The sequence below is a fragment of the Desulfosporomusa polytropa genome, assembly GCF_055380075.1.
In genome coordinates this window covers 4,725,814-4,743,325 of record NZ_AP042400.1, presented here as the reverse complement: position 1 = coordinate 4,743,325, position 17,512 = coordinate 4,725,814, and the positions used below count along the sequence as shown (strand labels likewise).

Sequence of the window (17,512 nt, the reverse complement as noted above, 5' to 3'; positions counted from 1 at the left end):
TTTAGCTAGTTAGTAGCAAGTTGCAGCGGCAGCCTTAGATTTAAATCAAAACCAAATCCTGAAGGTAAAATATGTAATAGCACATTAGATATGGCTAATGGTTGGCAGCGGGTAGACTCAGAAATGTTGGAATAAATAATACTCTTCCCGTCAATAATCGTCACTGTCTGGGACCCAATCACCTGGCAAAGTCGGTCAGGGCCAACAACAAGGGCCGTATCTTCGTCAATGCCAATTCCTAAAACATGCGGGTTCTGGGCTACTGCTTCCAGCAGCCGGTTAATTCGCCCGCGTTGGGCAAAATGTTGATCAACTACCCCCTCTGCCAAAAGCCCCATACCCTGAGCCATGATTAGGGACGATTTTTTGGGAGCATCATTAGAATTACCAGCCACAATCATAGTTTCACTCATAACGGCCGCCCCGGCACTAGTCCCGGCAATAACAGCCCCTTGTCGAAAAGCAGCACGAATGGCGGCGTCAACTGCCGATCCGCCGAGAATACTGGTAAACCGCAATTGGTCGCCACCAGTGAAAAATATGCCGGTAGCCTGCTTAATAACCTCAGCCTGTTCTTTTTGGTTTGCCGTTTCTCTGTCAGCAACAGCCACAATGGTTACCACTGCCGCCCCCAGTTCAGAAAATAGTTCCCGATATTCATTACCCACAATGCGGGGCTGGCCGGTGGCGGTAGCAATCACTACAATCCGGCTATTCCGACCACCAGCCATATCAATAAAACGGCGCAAGATCAAGCACTCGCCTACTTTATCTTCATGACCACCAATGATAAGCAAACTACCTATTGCATCATTCATCCTAGCATAACTCTCCCGTTTATTTTTTATTCCTATTTTTGCCAAAATTGTATAAGTTTTATTCAATAGGTTTTACTAACCATTTTGTCTGCTCATGAATACAATAAAGCAGAAAAATGGGAGAAAACGGAGGTCGAAGCATCTATGAATATTAGAAGGATCTATTTACCCGAGTCATTAAAAACAATCAAACTGGCTGAAGGGGAAAGCTACATCTCCTACTGCCAAAAGCTTTCTGCTACCACCATGGACGTAACACCGATCCCTTGCACTGACAGAGTCAGCTTTGCACTACCCAGAGCTAATATTCTCCTAGTTAAATCCCAACGCCAACTAACCTTATTTGATGGTAACAACCCAGTCCGACAGTATCCAGTTGCCATCGGCAAGCCGTCAACCCCCACACCTACCGGCAATTATGCCATTGCCACCAAAATTACCAACCCGGGCGGGGTACTGGGAACACGCTGGATGGGCCTCAATTATGATGCCTACGGGCTTCATGGCACAAACGCCCCCTGGCTAATTGGTCAAATGGTTTCGAACGGTTGTATCCGGATGCATAATGCACATGCCGAAGAGATTTTCACCTTAATAAATATCGGCACTCCGATGTATATTCGGGATTAACTTACTTAATTGTTCTGCCACCCAGCAGGCTTTATCACGCCTGATAACAAGAAATTCAAGCAAAGCCTGCCGCTCCGCCTTATCAGGCAGCCATTCTTCGGGAATGCCCTCAACAAACAGAGTAAATTTTGCATCCTCAATATTCTCAACAGCCGTGGCATACTTAAATAATTGCGCCGGCCTTAGATAATATTTTAAAAGCACGCCATAGGAACGGCGATGATTTACCGTAATAGTTTCAGCCAACTCCTCGAGCATAGCAATTGTCCATTTGCCACGACGAAACAAATGAGAATTATCAATGGCATAAAGCTTATAGCCGTCACGTTCTTTGCGTATAAGCAGATTTTTTCTATTTTCCGTCCGGTCGGGATTATGGAACAAATGGTCAAACAGCATAACGCCCGCCATTTGTTCTTTATTTACTGCCTGATGCAGATTGTATTTGTTTACATAGCCAACTCCTTGCAAATACTCACACCCAAAGTGCCAGCCTGGCAGTACGGCGGCAGCAGTTAATCGCCGGCTACTGCCCAGTACTTCCGGGGAAATGTAAATAGGTCCCCCTGGCGGAAAGCAGAGCTTTAGCCAATCACCAAACCGAGTGGCTAACAGCTCATTTACCAGAACCTTGGTTCCAAGACGGTTGGTCGATAACTTAACAACACATACTTTTACTTCCCCACAATCATTTTCGGCACGAAATAGTTGCGGAGATGTCGCTCCCAGCCCCACCGGACCGATATATTTTAGTGCCCGATACATTAGGCCACCTCCTATACCCCACTCACCAAAAATCCCGGTAGCTTAGCGCCTCCGGGATTTTTGTGTGAGTAGCCGCCATATAAAACAATACCCAGGGATTATTACCGTCCCTGGGTCGCTATTCTCAACCTTTTGCATTAACCGTAGTGCTATTTACCAGCCAACTAGCGATCCAGCCAGTAGTAGTACCGTCAGTAAGCACTACTTTATACCAACCAAAGGCCTGTTCTTTGACAGTTAGTGTCGCATTTTTATTAACCTTGGTTACAACTGGAAAATTAGTGCCAGGTCCACTTCTAATATTAACCGTATTGCCTGTTACTGTTACCGTTCCGCTGACACCAGTGGCTGTACCGGCGGTCGGTGTCATTGGGCCGGTAACGATAACATTTTGTTCACCAAACCCTGCTATGTTCCCACCACCAGTTTCTGAGGCTGATACATTTTCATCAGTAAACTGGCTAGCGCTGACTTTATCTGTAGATGTAGTGCTTTCGACCACACCGACTTCGTCGACAGGACTTAATGCAAATACATCCATCTCGGTGGTAGTAACCACTCGTGCCCAGACTTTAAGTACAATAGTAATGTGCACCTTGCGATTGTCATGATGACAGTGGAAATCATAGTCAACAAATTCAACAGTTGCGTCAGCAGTAGCCTTCATATCAGGTTCCGCACCATCAATCACAATATCCCGTGTCCAACGGATATGTCTTTTTTCAAACGCATGTACCGGCTGATTGGGCAAATCGGCAACATACATTACCTTTACCTCTAATTCACCGCGCACTATGACCTTATCTGGAATAACATCAACTTTGTTAATTTCCAGTTCTTTTACATATACATCAACCACTTGTTCAATATCCGGCTTCTCTGCCGGAACAAACAAATCCAATTCCACAACCCGTTGAGCCATTTCAGCACCTAGAACTTGTTCTACCTCAATTGTCTCCGGACCTGGTTCTGGGCAGCCGCATTCCAGTTCAGCACTATCGACAGTAGTTACGCCAGCAACTGTTTTCACTGTCATGCCTGAAGTATTACTTGAGCCTGAGGCTGCTCTTGTTATATCGTCCATCGTTTCCCCCCCTCTCCATGAATACCCCTCAACAAATCTACCCTTTGGGTGTAGTTGGCATAGTTCCTGTTCCAAGAGTAACTTCCCGATCAGTCATAACTTTGGCGGTAACTTTCAAGATAACTGATACGTCAAACTCCCGGCAATTGCGGTGATGATGATGGCCATGGTGGTCACAATCGTGATCATGGTCATGATCATGATCATGGCAGTCATCGTGATTGTTATTGTTATCGTTATCGTCGTCATCATCATCTTCGTCATTTTCATCACAATCCATAGGCTCAAAATTCTTGTATTTATAGGCACGATGATGGTCTTCAACATCATAGTCAACAAACTCAACAACAACGCTGGCCTCAGCATCCATCCCACGGCGTGCGCCAGGAATATCAATATCAAGAGTCCATCGATAATGCTTAACTTCTACAGCATGAACAGGCTGCTCAGGCAAAGCGGCTACATAAATAGCTTTTATCTCGAACTCACCCCGAACGATAACTTTATCGGTAATTACATCAACACTATTTACTTCTACTTCTTTAACAAATACATCAACAATTTGTTCAATGGAAGGTTTTCTTTCCGGAACAACCACGTGAATATCCAGTGCTTTTTGTTTTTCTTTTTCCCCCACGATTTGACGCACGATAATAGTTCCGGTTTCAATGCCAAGAGTGCACTTGTTATTGGCTCTATCGTTCATGCAGATTCCCCCCTTTGTATATTCTAATTATATATATGCCTGCACTAATTTTTATGTGACAAAAATGTATGGTTGCAGGCAAATCCCTAACTTATAACTATGACTACTATCGGGAAAACATGCCCTAGAATTCGACTCTAAACCATCAAAAAAAAAAGCATCTGTAGTTAATCGCACTACAAATGCTTTCTTCTTATGCTTGTTTCGCTTACCGTTTAGGGCATACTAATTTACTTTTTTCCCTACTTTCATACATTTCTACCTCAAGGAAAAATCGTTCTACAATTATCTTGTTAACCATTTCTTGTACCTGCTTGGCTGTATCGTCAACACCGGTTTCAATGGAAACCGCAAGTGTTTTCCGCTCTTCCAGTGTCAAAGTTGGTGGTACTGCTAAGTTGAAGGTAGGTTCAAACCATTTGTTAGCATAGTTACTAATAAAACTCATCATCCGTGTCGCAACATGCTCAATGAAATCATGTTCTTCTGATATATTGAATAGCCATTCCCGAATAAGAATCTCTATTTCCGTTAAATTAGGTTCAGATTGAGTAGGAAATGGAATCACCTTTGCTGCCAAAGCGCACTCCTCCTATAGTCACCAAAATTATATAACCCATTATAGGTATTTACCTCTTTGACTTTCATATGCAGATTTATTTTATTATCGCATGTAATTATTTGAAATATATTTAGTCTATATCTTATCACTTACCACTATTTTCTAAAGAAATTCTAAAATTGTCTGGCTATACTAATTTATACTACTGTTGGGATACGAAAATTGCGGTTGACGTACGGCGCTTTCCTCCACAAGTTTGATCCGTACGTCTGCCGTTAACATATACAATACATAGGGATAAACCGATAGCAAATTATCCACACAGTAACACGAATTATATAGTAAACTGGAGGTGCTTAATTATCTATCGAACAGCACGTAAACTGCACCTATGGTTGGGACTTATGCTTGCGATAGTACTACTTATCGAAGCAATTACCGGCTTAATACTGGCCGAACCCGGACTAGTGGGACAAGTAAAATCGGAAATGCCCACAAGCAGGCCAGCTGCTAATCTAGCACAAGGAACAATTCCAGAGGGTAAAGACTTGATGTCACAAGGTCAAGAACAAATGCAGACAAGAACAAAACCAGTTCCCTCCGGTGTCTTGGGAATGGCTAAAGGACTCCATCAAGGGAAAATCGGCAATCTGAATTTAAAGTGGATTATTGACCTTACAGCAATCGGTCTTATACTGCTCACGCTAACAGGAATATATCTGTCGATTCCCCTACTTAGATCACAACGAAAAAAAGATAACCATACCCCAAATACTCTTTAAAAGAGGCTGAACTTCTTGACTTTCAAGATTTCAGCCTCTTTTATTAGCAATATATTTTGCGATAAAGAAGTTTGCAGGCACAGGTAGGTGGTGTTGACAACGCTACACCACTAGCGTTTGACTTCCGCGCCAACACACCACCTACCTGCAAAAGTCTTTAACACGTTGTATATATATATCGAAAACAACATAACATTTTTTCCGTCTTGTTCATAGTATATACCAGATGCTCTTTCCCCTATAGAGGTGAAAATCTACTATCTAAATAATAAGGAGGTACTACAGTTCATGAAGGCTTACAAAAAATATCCCTACTGGAAGTGCGATGATGACTATGACAAATGCGGCTGTAACGACAAACATTCCATGGATGATGACTATCATGATATGGATATGTCTTGCTGCACTCCCAAAATGAAATGCCAGCCTACCAAAGAATGTGTCAAAACTTTTAAATGTTACTATAAGCTTTATAGAATGTGCACCTATCGATTATATAAAGTATGTCCGTCTTGTGGCCATGAGTTCGATTATCATGAGCATCGTGGAGGCTGTCCAAAGTGTATGTAACTGTGAAATAGCAAAAATCCGCGCCGATTAGCGCGGATTTTTTATTGACCAAATTGAAGTATTCCTATTTTTTTATAAACTCTTGCACTACATACACAGACCCTGCGGAATTAGTACGAACACCAACACCTACCTCAGTAAAGTTAGTATTTAAAATATTGGCACGATGACCAGAACTATTCATAAAAGCTTTTTCAGCAGCTGTTACATTACTGTTGATGGCCAAATTTTCACCGGCATAGCTATAGGTAATACCGGCTTGCTGCATCCGTTCGAAAGGAGATTGCCCTTCTGGATTATAATGGGAAAAGTAGTTACGATTAATCATATCTTGTCCATATTTTTCTGCTAAACGCACCAGATCCATGTTAAGTTTGAGCGCAGGCAGACCATTGGCTGCGCGGTCTGCATTCAATAGCTGAAATGCTTTAGCTTCGTCCGCAGTAAGCCCTGAGGTATTTGTTGTTGGTTGGGCTGTCGAGCCCGTAGTGGCAGTACCTGGCGTAGCTGCCGGAGTTGTCGGAGTTTCCGGAGTTGTTGTCGTGTTTTTCGCGACCGCCTCACTGCTGCCTCCTTTTTTTCCACCAACAAACATCGCTAGCAAACCAAGCGCCACTAAGCCACCAATAACAGCCTTATTATCGGCATTTTGAATAGACTGTTCTTCCACTTCCGCAGCATAGGCAGTTGTCGCCCATGCACCACCAAAAGAGGTAGCAAGTAGCGACATTATTACCAACCCAAAAATTGTTTTAGTTACCCATTTTTTAACCTTCATGAATTTTACATAACCAACCTTCTAGTCTTTGTTTTTACAGATATAGCACCTCTGTATTAGCATTTTATTGATTTAAAATTGGTTACCCAATCCTATGTTATGTAAATATTCGACTCATTTTTTTAAATTCCTGTCACCAACATCCCGCCAATTTATGTCACCTACTTACAGCTAACATTTTTTCCGCACTCTCGCAGACTTTCCCCTGCGAAGATTCTGCTCAATATATATACTATCGCTTGCCGATAACCCATATATCTCATAAATTACTTTATTCAGTTCGGCATAAATACCCTTATCTTCAGCCCCACAACTATCCTGATCAGCCAACTGTCTTGCTAAACCAACTACCACTCCGACATGCCGATCGTCAATGATGAGCGGCAGCTTTTCGACCATTTCGATATCCACTTGTGCCATGGACCGCCCTTTTTCCAATGTCACCGTCTGGTAGTAAAAATTCATTAACCGGGAATTTAGGATAGCCGCCAGATAATCTAAACTAAGCTCCCCCTTATCTACCACCACCGAATGAATATTATTCAGATGGTAGTACCCTGACCTATCTACAGCAGCAATTAGACTATCACCGGTTTGCCGCAAGAAAATCTTAGGCTGAGCCATAATGTTCTTGTCCCAACCGCCTTTATTTAGCTTGGCCGGATTAACGTCCAGCCAGTCGCCCTGATAGGAAAGGCCAAAAGGCAATACCTGGGCTGAGGATACTAATCCTGGTCGCCATGTTTCGCCTTGCCTCAGCTTACTCTTTATATCTGCCTGTACAGTCAGTGAGCGCATGCCTGTCCTAATTTTTGTTATATCACCAAAGCGGCAGGAGGTTTGATCAAGTTTATCGACAATAGCTTTATCCCTTGCCGAAAAAAACAACCGAAATCGTTTATACACTTGTTCAGAAAAGTACGTTTGCGGATATTGATAGTCGGTAGTTTCCGTCTCTGCTTCATTCATTTTCTTGACCGTTACTATGGCCGTTGCTTTAGCTTCCTCACAGCCTTCTCTTTGCAAAATAGTAATCGCCGGAATTCCCACTGCCACGCCGCAAAACACAGTAGTACTCACCAATGCCAGTTCCTGTATCCTACAACTATCCAAGATAAATTCGCGAATTTTAGAGTAGTATTGTCCCAACAAATAGCTGTCAGGCGTTATATAGCCAAGATAGCCCCCCGGCTTTAACGCCAAAATACCGCGTTCCAAAAACAACGCATAATAGCTAAGTTTATATTGTGCCGAGTGCGGATAGTTCTCCCGCAAATACTTAGCCTGTTCGGCAGTTACTTTACCTACCCGGTTTAATCCAAAGCTGATATAGGGTGGATTGCCAATAACATAGTCATATTTCCGAGTCCAAAAATCGACTAACTGCAAGCGGTCCTTGTCGGTATAATCAGCTGCCGCTACAGGATTATCCTCCCATTTAATCAGGCTGTCACCGATAAGCAGGTTCATACTATCCGAACCTACCGATAATGCATCTTGCTTCTCCTGCAAGCGCTCTTGTGCCCTAGTTATTGCAGCTTCATCCATATCGACCCCATACAAACAGTGGTGCACAATGTGGTAATGCAGGTTCTCAAAGCGCCAGTAGGCTCTGCCGTCAAGACAATATTCGCTCAAGCCGGTTTTGATCGTGTATTGCTGCACAGCATACTTTTCTTGCAACATAGACAGTTTTCCGGCTAACTTAGCCAATAGCAAATCATAGGCCGCTATCAAAAAATTACCTGACCCACAGGCTGGGTCAAGTACTCGGGGCACTGGGTTTGCCACTATATCATGATTTGCCAGCGTGCGCTCCAGAATATATTCCACAATAGGTATCGGTGTATAAAAAATGCCGGCAGCCTTGCGAGCAGTCCGACTGCCTTGTTGTTCTCCTGCTATTACCACATTAGACCTCCGCATACAATTAGTGTTCAATATGACCAATAGTTCGTTGAAATAACATGCTTTTCCTTTTTACTTATATAAAAAGGAACTACCACCTGTGCCCGGAACGTCTGTAAGGCGCGCATATCTATTTCCTCTATTATCTGATTGGCGTTTTCGGCATACCTAACCGGAATTTTCCTCTGGTCTCCAGGCCACCTACGCCATCAACGCCAGTTACCGATGCCGTAATGGCGTCACTTACATCAACGGTCTTATTAATAGACGTTATTTAAATACGATATTTACTGCATCTTTCATTATAATTCTTATTTTTGTTCACACTATCAAAAAAGCATTTTTAACTGTGAAATCATTTTCGTCGCAACTGTAATTGAACCAAACTACTATGGGAAAAGGAGACAAGAACCATGAGTACAAAATTACAAACCGTTCCAAACCGTTGGTTAATAGCCATTATGGGAACCTTGCTGCAAGTTGCATTAGGAACCGTCTATGCCTGGAGTTTTTTCCAACAACCGGTTATGACAGCTAACAACTGGACAAACGCCCAAGCCGCCTGGACATTCAGTCTGGCTATTTTCTTCCTCGGATTAGCGGCTGCCTGGGGTGGCGTTAATCTCCCCAAATTCGGCCCGCGAAAGCTTGCCATGAGTGGCGGAACCTTGTTTAGCCTCGGCTATTTTATTGCTGCATATGCCTTCTCCATCAAGAGTCTCCCCCTCCTTTATATTGGATATGGTGTTATTGGTGGCATAGGTCTGGGCCTTGGCTATGTAACTCCTGTGGCAACTGCCGCCAAGTGGTTTCCAGACAAGAAAGGTTTTATCACCGGAATGGTTGTTATGGGTTTTGGATTTGGCGCACTTATTATGGCTAAGATCCTAGCGCCTATCTTCATGTCCATAACCGACGGAAATCTTGTGCTGGTATTTTCTTATGTCGGCACAGTTATGCTCCTCATCACCCTGCCGGCAGGTTATCGTCTTGTTAATCCGCCCCCAAACTTTGTGCCAAATGGTTACAATTCGCCTTTAGTTTCGGCCGAAGTTCAGGCTTCCCAGGACATCATTACCGCCAAACAGTGTATTATCTCTGGCAAATTTCTGATGATGTGGACAGTATTCTTCTGCAACATTATTGCCGGAATTATGTTCATTGGCTTCCAATCGCCCCTGTTGCAGGATCTTTTGAAGAAAACGATGGACCCGGCTACCTTGACCAACCCACAAGTGGTTGCTGAACTAGCAGCTGCCGGTGCTACTTTAATTGCTGTTAGTTCTATCTTTAATGGTGTAGGCCGCTTCTTCTGGGGCGGGCTGTCTGACAAAATTGGCCGAGTCCAAACCTTCCGCCTAATCCTTGGCACTCAGTTTTTGGTCTTTATTATCCTATTATTTGTTAGCAATCCAATTGTCTTCAGCACGCTTGTCTGTTATATTCTTCTATGCTACGGCGGTGGCTTTGGTTCCATGCCTTCATTTATACTTGATGTCTTTGGGCATAAACTAATGCCGGTAGTTTACGGCGCCATCCTCACCGCATGGGGATGCGGCGGAATCGTAGGCCCTCAGATAGTAGCTTTTCTTAAAGATAATTTCCCAAGTGAGGCAGCTCAGTATACCTTTATTTCTGCTTCGGTACTCCTGCTGTTGGGACTGCTTATTACCTTTACCTTAAACAATAAAAAATTCACGCCTACTGAAGCTACTCAAAAATCCGTTTCGTAACCTACGTTAACCAACTAAAAACTATCCCATAGCAACATTGGCTATACCACCTGTCCTACTACGTCAGCCGGAACCATCCGGCTCTGAATCTCTTTGCTTTAAAATATTGATAAGTATGCGCGCAAACCGTTCGCTTTCTTCCTGGGGTATTTGGTCTGGCGGGCATATGACACCAGGATTTGTTTTAAACTCTACCCCCAAGAAAACGCCCTTACTTCTTTCTCTTGGCTTGTGGTTTGGATTGGCCATGGCATCCACCTCCCGGTAAACTATATGCGGCCTCAGGTTGTCTGCTTGCCTTCTGCTATATATAACGTGTTAAAGACTTTTGTAGATAGTGGTTGCCAAGAATATGCGCATCAAAATGATTACTAAAGTTATAAATACAGATGCGGGATCGTACATCTATAGAAACGAGATTGTAAAAGAAGTACAACGTTCTCGGATAAAGGAGGCCCTGGATGTTACGCCGTAAAAAAGCTTGTAAAACAATCAACCAAATACCTGCTACAGACTTAGCTGCTGCTGATAAATCAAATACACTGAAAGTGGCTAGAAACTCAAAGCCCGGATCTACACCATGAACGTCATCTACACCCGGGTTTCCACCGAGGACCAAGCGCGAACCGGTTATTCCCTTGATGATCAAATAGCCCAGTGCCGTCACAAGCTCGTTAGCCTGGGATTAACCAACATACAAGAATACATAGATGATGGCTACTCAGGCGAGTTTTTAGACCGACCAGCGCTTGACCACTTACGGGAAGCGTTGCGGCAGGGACTAATTAACACCATTGTTGTGTATGACCCGGACCGGCTTAGTCGCAACCTGACTAACCAACTACTAATTGCTGATGAAATAGAAAAGGCCGGCGTTCAGTTGATGTTCGTCACTGGTGATTATGACTGTTCGCCAGAAGGTCGCTTATTCTTCTCAATTCGGGGAGCTATAAGTGCCTTTGAAAAGGCTAAGATCAGGGAAAGAACCCTGCGCGGTAAAAGGGCAAAAGCAAAACAAGGGAAGATACCTCTCAACAATAATCCTTATGGCTTCGGTTGGGATGCCGCAAACTCTATCTACACAATTAATGATGAAGAAGCCGCTGTTGTGGCACAAATATACGATATGTGTATCAATAATTATTGGGGCAGCCCGCAAATAGCAACTGAATTGACTGCCAAGGGCATTTTTAACCGTGCTGGCAGGCCTTTCAACCCGATGAGCATCTACAGAATACTAACCAAAGAATTATACTGTGGTTTAGCTTATTCCGGCCAAATTAGCACAACAAAGACCGGACAGCATACCCGCAAACTTATAAAGCGCCCCAAAAGCGAGTGGTTAGCTATTGAAGTTCCGGAAATTGTTAGTCGAAATACATGGGAGAAGGCACAACAAGTAATTAAGCGAAACTCGGATATATCAAAGCGCAATGCCAAGCGGGAATACTTCCTGCGAGGAATTGCCCGTTGTGGTGTCTGTGGCAGAGGTTTGGTGGCCAGCCACATGAAGGATCATGGCACAACACGCTATTATTACCGTTGTGTGACTAAGAGCAGCCCTCAGTACCACCTTAACCCAGAGCGTTGCCCCAACAGATATATCCCGGTTGAGGCTTTGGAAGAAGATGTATGGCAGACCCTTGTTGCCATATCCACAAGAGCTGTCTCCCTATCAGATTATCTTCAAACTGAGCAGGTTCCTGATCGCTCGCGCGACATTGCTGAATTAACCAAAAGGCAAAACTATGCACAGAAAAAACGATTGGATATTATGAAGTGGTATCAAGCCCACCTCCTTGATACTCAGGTTGCCGAAGCTGAACTAGCTGCAGTAGCCAAAGAACTCGCAGTCATGGCAGAACAATTGACTGGATTGAAAAATGTTCAGGATAAAATAAAAAAGCCGCTGACAATATCACCGGCAATTGTTATGAACGCCACAACTGTTGAAGAAAAGCGGAAAATTTTATTGCATTATAAATTACAGGTACATGTTAAGAGAACAGGAAAAAACTATGAATTTTGGTTTAAGCAGTAGCCACTCGGGAGGGTGGCTTTCGCATTTAGATAACAGCTTTGTTGATAGGGGTAAAGGCTACCTTTTCTGCAATAAACACTGGGTCATACGCATGAATAAAAATGCGGTTAGGGGAGCTGGCAAAATTGGCCCCTGCAGATAAAATAGCTTCAAAATGTGATTGACAGGCCCCGGCAAATATAACTAATTCATCGCGGGAGGGCTCAAACAGGCGGGCTTTTTTTACGGCTGCGACAAAATGTTTGGAATTACGGTAGTTATTGATATCACTTATATCCTTTTTACCATTGCCAATTAAAGCATCATGACCTGTAAACACCAGAATATCTGGCCGAACTTCTTCTAATAAACCGGTAATAACGTCTGCTTGTTTGGTTTCTTCTACCCAACGGCCTTCTGCCCATATATTAAGCTGACTGTAGGTTTTTAAACACATTTTGAGGTATTCCTCATCACCGTCAAGATGTAATACTCTGCCAGGCACATCAAAGAAAGTGAATTTCTTGGTAGCTTCAGCCCGTCTTAATTCAATTTGTTCTCGTTCGCGGCTGCGGCGTATCAGTACCTGCCGCATTGTATTATTATGCATGCTTTCCATGCGGACAATTTCATTACGCAAATGTTCTGCTTCAATTGGCTCTAAATCATCGATAGGCGAATCAGCCACTAGCCGCAAATGCAGCCCCTTTAACACACAGTGTGTTTGCTGGGTATCGTCAACAAATATGTCAGTTACTTTGAAAACAATGTCGCCACCATGAGATTTCCTAATAACAAGGTCGCCTACTTGAATGTCCACCTCAATCCCCCCTTAACCAGTTGCTATAACTATTACATCCTATGTAACGCCTAGCTAAAGTGCCACAAAATTACTGGCTATAACTGGTGGCAAATACCTTATCTCCACTATATACTATAGTGAGCCCCCATAAGGCCGCTTTCAACATGCTATATTTCTACACGCATCCTTACTCCGAGGTGATGGACGTGATTTGCGTGGTCGTTCCGGCCAAGAATGAGGGAGGACGCATTAGCACTGTATTGCAAAATTTGGGAACATTGCCCATTGACCATATTATCTTAGTGGCCAATGGCTCTAAGGACAGTACAATGCGCGAGGTTTTACAAATGCGTCTCCCCAAACTCCAGATTATCTATTTCCATGAATGTTTAGGAATTGACACGCCCCGCGCCATTGGAGCCAAAGTGGCTTTGGCTCTGGGCAGCGACGTTGTCGCTTTTGTTGATGGTGACATGGTAGGCACCTTTAACGAGAATTTAATGGAGCTGGTTGACGGTGTATTATTGAAACACCTGGACATGGCCTTGACCAATTGTTATCCTTCTCCTCCCCGTCATATTGAACGCTATAACCCTACCTTTCAATGGCGACTCAATCTTAATAAAGAACTAGGCCTTGATAAAAAAATTAATTTAGCTAGCCCGGCCCATGGCCCGCATGCCGTCTCCCGCCGTCTTTTGGAAACAGTTCCGCTTAGAGAACTGGCTGTTCCACCTGTTACCATGGCACTTGCGCGTATGCACAAACTGAAGATTGATGTAGCCACTACCATTCCCCATTACCGCCTAGGCTCCTCTGTAAAAAATCAAATTCATACCAACAAAATCATTGATACCATTGTCGGTGATTGCTTGGAAGCTATTGCCGCCTTCCATGACCAGATTCGTAACCGTCAATGGCAAAACAAAACCTACCTAGGTTATCATATTGACCGACGCTTAGATTTGATAGATATGTTTCTAAACGAAAAGCCCTGCTCGAAATGAGCAGGGCCTTACAGTTTTATTGGATTTCATTTATCCAGCTTTGACCAGGCGTTAGCAATAGCGGCAAACTCGTCGAGCGATAATTGTTCACCCCGTCTCCCACCATCTACGCCAGCCTGCGCTAGCACTTGCTCTAAATCTTCTTTGTTAAGTCCAGCCGCCTTAAGCCCATTAGCCAACGTTTTCCGGCGTTGGGCAAACGCGGCCTTAACAACCCGGAAAAACATTTTTTCACTAACAAGTTCAACTGGCGGCGCACTGCGCACAGTACAACGGATAACGGCTGATTCTACCGCCGGCGCCGGAATAAAGGCCTGCGGCGGCACAATAAACATAATTTCCGGCTCGGTATAATACTGAACAGCTACCGACAACGCACCATAGTCTTTACCACCTGGCTTGGCCACCATGCGCTGCGCCACCTCTTTTTGTACCATAGTAACAAGCAATTCGACAGGCAGGCGCTCCTCCAGAAATTTCATGATAATCGGAGTCGTAATATAGTAAGGTAAATTAGCGACAACTTTGTATTTTTCTTTGTTTATTTCCCGGGAAATGTCAATTTTTAAAATATCGCCGTGAATAACTTTGACATTACCATACCCCTCCAGCGTCTTACCAAGCACCTCTATTAAGCGACGGTCAAGTTCAACGGCAGTAACCTCAGCTCCGGCTTCGGCTAATCCTTGCGTCAAAGTGCCAATCCCTGGTCCAATCTCAAGTATAGGTTCTCCCTCAAGAACCTTTGCCGCTGAAACAATGCCATCCACAACATTACCATCAATTAGAAAGTTTTGCCCTAATTTCTTGCTCATATGAATACCAAAGGTTTTTACTATATGTAAGGTTACCTCTTTTTGTGCAATACGCGGTCTAATCGCCATAATTTGGTTCCTCCACACCGCTATTGGGGTTAGCAGCATCATCCACTTTATTTAACGCCCCCTCAAATTCAGCGCGAGTAACGCCATAATGATTGAGCCGATATAGAAATCCCTTAGCATTAGCATACCCAATACCCAGACTTTCTCCAATCGCCGCCCGACGGATAGTGGCATCTGGTACACCAGTCAATCTGCTTACAATAATATCCTGCCAGCTAAACTCACTTGACGGCTGCCACTCATGTAGCCGCACTTTACTAAGTGCATCGCGAATGGCTTCTGGCGAAGCCTGTTCAATGCCAATATCATTATTCGCATAGGCTTGTTCTCTGGGTACAAACGCATGCTTGGCTTCAGGAAAGCGCTGAGCTACGAATTTACGAATGCGCTCACCCGCACTATCCGGATCAGTCAGGATAATAATCCCTCGTCGTTTATAGGCATCATCAATCCGGCTTATGGTACGCGGCAATAGGTTAAACCCCTCGGTAGCAATACATTCCGCTTCCACTGCCCGTCTTACGGCCGCAATATCCTGTTTGCCCTCAACTACTATTACCTCTTTAATCATTTCGCACTCCATCTTTTAACATAAAGTAATATGAATATAGTATCACTTTTATTGACTTTTTATCTATATATTTCACATTATAAAGTAAGCATACTCCAGTTTCCTGCTCCATCCAAGGTCAATTTCTTTTTATGATAACTATTGAGTGTACCCCGGTGGCCAACACTGATCATCGCCGTACTTTGCAGGTGCTCCTGAAGCAGCTTGTACAATACCCGCTCGGTAGGTTCATCAAGGGCTGAGGTTGCCTCATCCATGAACAGCCACTCAGGCTTATGAATAAGGGCCCGTACAAAAGCAATCCGCTGCTGCTCGCCCAGTGACAGCATATGAGACCATTCCCCCACCCTATCAAGCTGACCCTTCAGCCCATCTAACCGGCAAAGCGACATGGCGCTATAAAGTTCTTCATCACTAACGGACTGCCGGGGACCGGGGTAAAGCAAAACCTCCCGCAGCGTGCCAAGCGGTAGATAGACTTTCTGCGGAAGAAACAGAGAACTTTGGCCTTCAGGCATGGTTATATCTCCCTGAGCATAAGGCCATAAGCCGGAAAGCGTCCGCAATAGCGTACTTTTACCGCTGCCGGAAGGACCAGCCACCAGCAAAGAATCGCCTGCTGTCAATGACAAATTAAGTTCGGACAACAACCGCCGCCCATCCGGCAAATCAATATTCAGGTCAGAAACCATCAGTGCCGGCGCAGCCGTCTGATGAATCGCTGCACCGGTATCAGCTAACGCATTTACTTTCTCCATATTACCAACAAAGCCGGTTAGCCGGTCAACGACTGACTTCCACTCAGCCAGCAAGGGGTAGCTTTCAACAAAAAATGATAGTGAATCTTGCACCTTGCCAAAGGCCTCTGCCGTCTGGAGCAAGCCGCCAAGCTGAATCTCTTTGGCAAAGTACCGCGGAGCAGCTACTAAAAACGGAAAAATAATTGCAATTTGTCCATAGCCTGAGGTAAACCAAGTCAGTTGTTTCTGGCGTTTCATAATCTGCCAGAAATTATCCAAGACGCTGCCGAATCTGCCCATAAACGACTGACTCTCACGGAATTCACCGCCATAAAAGGCAATGCTCTCACTATTTTCTCTCAGCCGTACCAAGCTAAAACGGAAATCAGCTTCATAGCGCTGCTGATCAAAATTGAGCTTGGTTAATGGTTTACCAATTTTGTGAGCCAGCCAAGTCCCGACAACTGCATACAATATGGCAGCCCATACCATATACCCGGAAATCGTCACTTCTGTCTCGCCTACAGGAATTGTAATTGTACCTGACAACTGCCACAAGATAGCGATAAAGGCTACTAGTATAGCCACCGCTTTTAAAAGACCTAGCGACAAACGCAGGCTGTAATTGGTAAATAGCCGCAGATCCTCACTAATACGCTGATCAGGGTTATCGGTGCTATTTTCGATAAGCTGCAGCCGGTAATAGGTCTGTTTTGCCAGCCAACTGTCCAAATATTGCTGCGTCATCCACCGTCGCCATTTTATCTCCAGCATCTGCTGTAGGTACAGCTGATACACAGCAACAATTATGTAAATAGCAGCCAGCCCGCTAAACTCAAGCAGAGCGCTGAAAGCTTCTTCGCTATCCAAATTCTGCAGGGCGTTATAAAAGCGATTATTCCATTTATTAAATAATACCAAAATATAAACATACGCTAAATTCAGCGTTACAATTACCGTCGTTAGTCCCCACGCCCGCCACTTTTCTTCCGAAAGCCAATAGCCGCGAGCCAGTTCCCAACAATTTTTCAAAAAACGGGGGTTAATACCAGCCAATAGCACCAGTCCCTTCACCACAAATGTAATTGTACATACTTCGTTACTCGAACTAGCTACTCCTTCTAAGAGCTGGAAATTTCGAGTGTCTTTCTA

Annotated in this window: 20 protein-coding genes; 7 read left to right on the top strand and 13 right to left on the bottom strand. The window is 44.1% G+C overall.

Going from position 1 to position 17,512, the window contains the following annotated elements:
* Nucleotides 1–5: 5 nt before the first annotated feature.
* Nucleotides 6–818 (bottom strand): cyanophycinase, encoded by an 813-nt coding sequence (locus tag ACZ449_RS23835; protein ID WP_464258528.1) that lies wholly within the window; start codon nt 816–818, stop codon nt 6–8.
* Nucleotides 819–962: 144 nt separating this feature from the next.
* On the opposite strand from ACZ449_RS23835, the gene ACZ449_RS23830 reads away from it, so the two are divergent.
* Complete coding sequence (locus tag ACZ449_RS23830) at nt 963–1,448, top strand: L,D-transpeptidase (protein ID WP_464258527.1); 486 nt, start codon at nt 963–965, stop codon at nt 1,446–1,448.
* Here the strand turns inward: ACZ449_RS23830 and ACZ449_RS23825 are convergent.
* The 4 genes from ACZ449_RS23825 to ACZ449_RS23810 all read right to left on the bottom strand — a co-directional run bounded on the left by ACZ449_RS23825 (nt 1,410) and on the right by ACZ449_RS23810 (nt 4,583).
* On the bottom strand, nt 1,410–2,213 hold the full coding sequence (locus tag ACZ449_RS23825) for a HipA family kinase (protein WP_464258526.1): 804 nt from the start codon (nt 2,211–2,213) through the stop codon (nt 1,410–1,412). The genes ACZ449_RS23830 and ACZ449_RS23825 overlap by 39 nt on opposite strands.
* 124 nt (nt 2,214–2,337) lie before the next feature.
* The gene (locus ACZ449_RS23820; RefSeq protein WP_464261935.1) at nt 2,338–3,249 is read right to left on the bottom strand and encodes an SPOCS domain-containing protein; all 912 of its coding nucleotides are present in this window, start codon (nt 3,247–3,249) and stop codon (nt 2,338–2,340) included.
* 85 nt (nt 3,250–3,334) lie between these two features.
* Complete coding sequence (locus tag ACZ449_RS23815) at nt 3,335–4,003, bottom strand: DUF3794 domain-containing protein (RefSeq protein WP_464258525.1); 669 nt, start codon at nt 4,001–4,003, stop codon at nt 3,335–3,337.
* Between the two features lie 208 nt (nt 4,004–4,211).
* Nucleotides 4,212–4,583, bottom strand: coding sequence for a hypothetical protein (locus ACZ449_RS23810; protein WP_464258524.1), 372 nt, complete (start codon nt 4,581–4,583; stop codon nt 4,212–4,214).
* Between the two features lie 251 nt (nt 4,584–4,834).
* Here ACZ449_RS23810 and ACZ449_RS23805 point away from each other — a divergent pair, with 251 nt between their 5' ends.
* Both ACZ449_RS23805 and ACZ449_RS23800 read left to right on the top strand, forming a co-directional pair.
* Nucleotides 4,835–5,347, top strand: coding sequence for a PepSY domain-containing protein (locus tag ACZ449_RS23805; RefSeq protein WP_464261934.1), 513 nt, complete (start codon nt 4,835–4,837; stop codon nt 5,345–5,347).
* A gap of 288 nt (nt 5,348–5,635) precedes the next feature.
* Nucleotides 5,636–5,917, top strand: a complete 282-nt coding sequence (locus ACZ449_RS23800) for a hypothetical protein (protein ID WP_464258523.1) — start codon at nt 5,636–5,638, stop codon at nt 5,915–5,917.
* A 64-nt stretch (nt 5,918–5,981) separates the two neighbouring features.
* Here ACZ449_RS23800 and ACZ449_RS23795 read toward each other — a convergent pair whose 3' ends face one another.
* From ACZ449_RS23795 to ACZ449_RS23785, 3 genes are all read right to left on the bottom strand, one after another.
* Complete coding sequence (locus ACZ449_RS23795; protein WP_464258522.1) at nt 5,982–6,647, bottom strand: CAP domain-containing protein; 666 nt, start codon at nt 6,645–6,647, stop codon at nt 5,982–5,984.
* A gap of 219 nt (nt 6,648–6,866) precedes the next feature.
* Entirely contained in the window at nt 6,867–8,606 is a 1,740-nt protein-coding gene (locus ACZ449_RS23790) for an Eco57I restriction-modification methylase domain-containing protein (protein ID WP_464258521.1), read from the bottom strand.
* 139 nt (nt 8,607–8,745) lie between these two features.
* Entirely contained in the window at nt 8,746–8,868 is a 123-nt protein-coding gene (locus tag ACZ449_RS23785; RefSeq protein WP_464261933.1) for a sporulation peptidase YabG, read from the bottom strand.
* A 148-nt stretch (nt 8,869–9,016) separates the two neighbouring features.
* Here ACZ449_RS23785 and ACZ449_RS23780 point away from each other — a divergent pair, with 148 nt between their 5' ends.
* Nucleotides 9,017–10,336 (top strand): L-lactate MFS transporter, encoded by a 1,320-nt coding sequence (locus ACZ449_RS23780; RefSeq protein WP_464258520.1) that lies wholly within the window; start codon nt 9,017–9,019, stop codon nt 10,334–10,336.
* Between the two features lie 63 nt (nt 10,337–10,399).
* Here ACZ449_RS23780 and ACZ449_RS23775 read toward each other — a convergent pair whose 3' ends face one another.
* A complete protein-coding gene (locus tag ACZ449_RS23775; protein ID WP_464258519.1) occupies nt 10,400–10,585 on the bottom strand; it encodes a hypothetical protein in 186 nt (61 codons plus the stop codon).
* 212 nt (nt 10,586–10,797) lie between these two features.
* On the opposite strand from ACZ449_RS23775, the gene ACZ449_RS23770 reads away from it, so the two are divergent.
* Together ACZ449_RS23770 and ACZ449_RS23765 are read left to right on the top strand one after the other, a co-directional pair.
* Nucleotides 10,798–10,920 (top strand): hypothetical protein, encoded by a 123-nt coding sequence (locus tag ACZ449_RS23770; RefSeq protein WP_464258518.1) that lies wholly within the window; start codon nt 10,798–10,800, stop codon nt 10,918–10,920.
* Nucleotides 10,917–12,377, top strand: coding sequence for a recombinase family protein (locus tag ACZ449_RS23765; RefSeq protein ID WP_464258517.1), 1,461 nt, complete (start codon nt 10,917–10,919; stop codon nt 12,375–12,377). Before ACZ449_RS23770 ends, ACZ449_RS23765 begins: the two co-directional genes overlap by 4 nt.
* A gap of 25 nt (nt 12,378–12,402) precedes the next feature.
* Here ACZ449_RS23765 and yabG read toward each other — a convergent pair whose 3' ends face one another.
* A complete protein-coding gene (gene yabG, locus ACZ449_RS23760) occupies nt 12,403–13,176 on the bottom strand; it encodes a sporulation peptidase YabG (protein ID WP_464258516.1) in 774 nt (257 codons plus the stop codon).
* Nucleotides 13,177–13,364: 188 nt separating this feature from the next.
* Between yabG and ACZ449_RS23755 the strand changes: the two genes are divergently transcribed.
* Entirely contained in the window at nt 13,365–14,165 is an 801-nt protein-coding gene (locus ACZ449_RS23755) for a glycosyltransferase family 2 protein (RefSeq protein ID WP_464258515.1), read from the top strand.
* Between the two features lie 26 nt (nt 14,166–14,191).
* Here the strand turns inward: ACZ449_RS23755 and rsmA are convergent, their stop codons facing one another.
* The 3 genes from rsmA to ACZ449_RS23740 all read right to left on the bottom strand — a co-directional run bounded on the left by rsmA (nt 14,192) and on the right by ACZ449_RS23740 (nt 17,407).
* A complete protein-coding gene (gene rsmA, locus ACZ449_RS23750) occupies nt 14,192–15,049 on the bottom strand; it encodes a 16S rRNA (adenine(1518)-N(6)/adenine(1519)-N(6))-dimethyltransferase RsmA (protein ID WP_464258514.1) in 858 nt (285 codons plus the stop codon).
* A complete protein-coding gene (rnmV, locus tag ACZ449_RS23745; protein ID WP_464258513.1) occupies nt 15,039–15,620 on the bottom strand; it encodes a ribonuclease M5 in 582 nt (193 codons plus the stop codon). The genes rsmA and rnmV overlap by 11 nt, the downstream gene beginning before the upstream one ends.
* A 77-nt stretch (nt 15,621–15,697) precedes the next feature.
* A complete protein-coding gene (locus ACZ449_RS23740) occupies nt 15,698–17,407 on the bottom strand; it encodes an ABC transporter ATP-binding protein/permease (RefSeq protein WP_464261932.1) in 1,710 nt (569 codons plus the stop codon).
* Nucleotides 17,408–17,512 lie beyond the last annotated feature (105 nt).